Annotated in this window: 6 protein-coding genes; 5 read left to right on the top strand and 1 reads right to left on the bottom strand. The window is 45.1% G+C overall.

Annotated features, from left to right (window positions below; genetic code table 11):
- Nucleotides 1-230: 230 nt before the first annotated feature.
- The 5 genes from CF394_RS11245 to CF394_RS11230 all read left to right on the top strand — a co-directional run bounded on the left by CF394_RS11245 (nt 231) and on the right by CF394_RS11230 (nt 3,188).
- Nucleotides 231-1,313: an RNA-directed DNA polymerase gene (locus CF394_RS11245; protein ID WP_094943746.1), complete on the top strand. Its 1,083-nt coding sequence runs from the start codon at nt 231-233 to the stop codon at nt 1,311-1,313.
- Nucleotides 1,255-1,668 carry a hypothetical protein gene (locus tag CF394_RS11240; RefSeq protein ID WP_133079828.1) on the top strand — a complete coding sequence of 138 codons (414 nt, stop codon included), beginning with the start codon at nt 1,255-1,257 and terminating at the stop codon, nt 1,666-1,668. The genes CF394_RS11245 and CF394_RS11240 overlap by 59 nt, the downstream gene beginning before the upstream one ends.
- A 47-nt stretch (nt 1,669-1,715) precedes the next feature.
- Entirely contained in the window at nt 1,716-1,874 is a 159-nt protein-coding gene (locus tag CF394_RS15820) for a CD1375 family protein (protein WP_165767545.1), read from the top strand.
- A gap of 86 nt (nt 1,875-1,960) precedes the next feature.
- Nucleotides 1,961-2,431 carry a phage holin family protein gene (locus CF394_RS11235; protein WP_094943743.1) on the top strand — a complete coding sequence of 157 codons (471 nt, stop codon included), beginning with the start codon at nt 1,961-1,963 and terminating at the stop codon, nt 2,429-2,431.
- Nucleotide 2,432: 1 nt separating this feature from the next.
- Nucleotides 2,433-3,188 carry an N-acetylmuramoyl-L-alanine amidase family protein gene (locus tag CF394_RS11230; protein ID WP_094943742.1) on the top strand — a complete coding sequence of 252 codons (756 nt, stop codon included), beginning with the start codon at nt 2,433-2,435 and terminating at the stop codon, nt 3,186-3,188.
- 115 nt (nt 3,189-3,303) lie between these two features.
- Here CF394_RS11230 and CF394_RS11225 read toward each other — a convergent pair whose 3' ends face one another.
- Entirely contained in the window at nt 3,304-3,828 is a 525-nt protein-coding gene (locus CF394_RS11225; protein ID WP_094943740.1) for a DUF4352 domain-containing protein, read from the bottom strand.
- Between the last annotated feature and the right edge of the window lie 294 nt (nt 3,829-4,122).

The following is a 4,122-nucleotide window of genomic DNA, read 5'->3' as shown; positions in this document are numbered from 1 at the left end:
TTGTTCGGGTGGTAACTGGAATAATGGCGCGAATGATGGCCTGTTCAACTGGAACCTGAATAACTCGTCTACGAATGCTTCTCTGAACAACGGGGCTCGCATTCTTATTTCTCCCAAAGCAAGACAATGAACCTCGTCGTCCTGACCCCTTGGTCGAAATACGCACGAAGAGTGGGGCTTAGTAGCTCGGTCGAAACGCCCCAAAGCGAATAAGAAGGAGACATCTCTCATTGAAACGCCACGGACATCTATTTGAAAAGATTACAGATATCGAAAACATACGCCTTGCCATCTGGCGCTCGTCAGAGGGCAAACGCAACCAAAAGCGCGTGCGGGAGATACTCGACAACGACCTGTACTACGCCTACAAGATACAACAGATGCTGCTCGACAAGACCTATAGACCCTATCGCTCAGAAGAGAAGAAGATCTTCGACAACTCGAATCTGAAAGAGCGTGTCATCAACAAGCCCGCCTATTATCCGGACCAGATCGTGCAGTGGGCGCTCATGTTGGTTCTTGAACCGGTCATGATGCGTGGCATGTACCACTACAACTGCGGGAGCATTCCGGGGCGCGGTACATCGTTCGGGCAGAAGGCTGTGCGCAAGTGGATGACGAAGGACCGCAAGAACACGAAATACTGCCTGAAGATGGACATCAAAAAGTTCTACCCGAGTGTGAAAGGGCACATTTTGAAGCGCGAGGTACGACGCAAGGTGAAGGACAACGACTGCCTATGGTTGATTGATACCATCATCGACCAGGAGGAAGGGCTGCCGATTGGTTTCTACACCAGTCAGTGGTTCTCTAATTTCGTCCTAGAGCGTCTGGACCACTTTATCAAGCAAACCCTAGGCGTGATGTATTACGTGCGCTACGTGGATGATTTGGTACTATTTGGACGCAACAAACGCCAACTGCATCGGGTACGACAGGCGGTCATGAGCTTCCTAGAAGATTTCGAGCTGACCATCAAGGAGAACTGGCAGGTGTTCAAGACAGCGAGTCGACCAGTCGACTTCCTCGGATTCCGGTTCTATCCGACACATACGACACTGAGACGACGGAACGCCTTGCGCATCCGCAGACGTGTCCAAAAGATTCGCAAGAAAGGACACCTGACGTTCAAAGATGCGTGCGCGGTCATCTCCTATTGGGGGTGGGTCAAGAAGAGCGACAGCTACCTGTTCTATCACAAATACATCAAGCCCCACATAACTATCAAACAATGCAAAAGGAAGGTGAGCGACCATGCAAGAGCAAAAATACGGGGTACTGCAGGACGGACGCTTGGTCTATGTGCCGCATAGCTATCCGGGCGCCAAACAGATTGTACACATCACACCAGACTATGACGAAGAAACGGAATACGTGTCTGTTTCAGACTACATCGAGACAGATACGCAGATCGAGATCGTCATGGCGAAATATTTACTGCAGTTGAACGACCCAGCAGAGGAGCCTCAGGAGCCAGAGGGAGAGTATGCAGAACCGGCACCTTGGGAGGACCCGGGAGAACGTGCAAAACAGAATCTCGAGAAAAAAGTGCAGGCTTTAGAGGATGAAAACCACCTATTGAAGGCACAAGTCAAAGCGGGCGATGACCGACAGGACTTTCAAGAAGAACTGATCGTTGAACTTGCCACAATCGTCTATTCAGGATGAAACAGGTATTAATCGCACTAACAATAAAACTACTAGGAGATGAAGTCATGATGAGTATTTTATTCGCACAACGTGTCATTTTGGGAAAAACAGCTTTTGAGGACGTACCGGCACTTTTGAAACCACAGGTCTATGGCCACTTAAAAGACAGTGGAGTGGAATTTCTAGCAGGAGACTATCAGCCACCAGTGACAGAAGGAGAATAAAGAGAACAAGAGCATCCCAAGCGGGTGCTCTTTTTTATGGATTTGAGCAAGTTGCTGTGTATCTATACACAAAGGGAGAGAAGTTTATGGAATACCTATTATCGGCCGGGGGTGTCAATTTGGAGCATTTAGAAATAGTGCGTTTTTATCTGTTTGGACAAGTGAAGTTTTTAGACTTGTTGTTCGTCTTAATGATTATTGATATTGCTACAGGAGTATTTAAAGCCATCAAGAATCAGAATCTTTGGTCGCGAAAGAGTCTATTTGGTTACGCTAGAAAGATTTTGATTTTCCTGGTCATCATCACAGCGAACATCGTAGATCAAATACTTGGTTATAACGGGTTTGTCGCAGCGTCCGCTGTAATCTTTTACATTTATAACGAGACGGTGTCTATCCTTGAAAATTTAGCAGAGGTCGGCGTGCCTGTACCTAAAAGTCTAGCAGACAAACTAAAGGTCATGAATGAAGAAGTAGACAATACAAAGCCGCCTGCAGCTGTCGTAGTTGAAGAACTTACTGGTGTGCAGGTCAAGACCAAGAAAGAGGGCGAATGATATGGTGAAGATTGCAATTGATGCCGGACACGGCATGAATACAGCTGGCAAGCGAACGCCAGACGGCGAACGTGAGTGGCATTTTAACGACACGGTAGCACGTTGGGTCGTCCATAACCTAAAAGGTTATGAAGGGGTCGAGACAAAACGACTTGATGATACATCTGGGAAAACGGATGTACCTTTAAAAACGCGCACAGATATCGCTAACGCATGGGGCGCCGATTCCCTTGTGAGTATTCATCACAATGCGTTTCTAGGGAAATGGGGAACGCACACAGGTACAGAGACGTTTATCTATCCTGGTAGCGTTAAAGGAATGGAGTTAGCAAAGGCAGTGCATCCTGAGCTCGTAAAAAGATTTAAGCTTAAAGATCGTGGGATTAAAGAAAAAGGCTTTCACATGCTGCGTGAGTCCAACATGCCTGCCATTTTGACTGAGGGTGGTTATATGGACAGCCGAATTGATATCGTGGCCATGCGTGACGAAAATCGGTTACGAGCACAAGCGGATGGCATCACGGCGGGGCTTGTTAAGTTTCATAAGCTTAAGAAAAAGGCGGCCCCTGCACCAGTCAAACCACAACCGGAGGTGACGAAACCCGTGGCAAACGAAAAACCAAAACAACCTACACAATTGGATAAAGAGTGGGATATCGCCAAGAAGCACGGTATAACTACCGGAGAGCGACCAAACGATACGATGACCCGAAAGGAAGGCGCCGCTATGATTGTGCGAGCGTTGAATTTAAAATAAGTGTGGTACAAGATAACTTTTTACAATAAAATGTAAACAGTTATCTGTGCGCACACCCACTATCAACTCGCACAGCAAAGCCCCTGACCGCGGAAACGGCAGGGGCTTATTTTTATTATTGAACTTCAATATTCCATTTAACTTCTTTTCCATCAAGCGAGAAGAAAGGAACATAGATAAGTTCGTATGTTGTACCATCAGTTACATCGAAGTACAATTTACCTTTAGCTTTCTTTCCTGCATTTAGATCAGTGCTAATTGGCATCTCGTCATAGCTGTAGTAATCACTCATTTGATTTCCTTCTGCATCGTATAGAGAGAAGTCTGTGCTATCTACCAATGAGCTTGTATCATTCGTGTTTTCAACGTCCACTTCTATAGTAAGCACTTTATCATTCTCTACCTCAGAGTACTCTGCAGGATCAGTGAATGAAGCTGAAGTGATAGTCAAGTTCACTCCGTCTACCGATACAGTGTCACCTACTTTATAAAATTCTGGAGCGGCTTCTTCCTCAGTTGCCTCTTCCTCAGCTGCAACCTCTTCAGATGATGTGTCTGTTTCTACTTTTTCGACAGTTGTTTCTCCACAAGCTCCAAGCAATAATGCAATAGCAGCTAATGACCATAATTGTTTTTTCATTTCCTATTCCTCCTTAATTTTCTATCATCATTATCTTACATTAGTTTATTACATTTTTGTTACACTATCGTTCGACAAATTACGACAATGTTTTATCCTACGTAATATGTTTCTTTCTATATATCTTAGCCTTCCACCATGATGCCGCCTAAACGCGAAAATACATCAAGATAAGGTAAAATATAAAAAAGGATGGTAAGATATTAAAGTTCAATGCAAGTGCCGTGTTGTAAGGTGTAATAAGGTACAAGAAAATACAATAGAATACGCTCTGAAACTTACCCACCATAAGAA

Source organism: Tetzosporium hominis, from assembly GCF_002265435.1.
Classification (GTDB): domain Bacteria; phylum Bacillota; class Bacilli; order Bacillales_A; family Planococcaceae; genus Chryseomicrobium; species Chryseomicrobium hominis.
The sequence above is the reverse complement of the archived record's forward strand: the minus strand, read 5'-3'. Positions and strand labels throughout refer to the sequence as shown.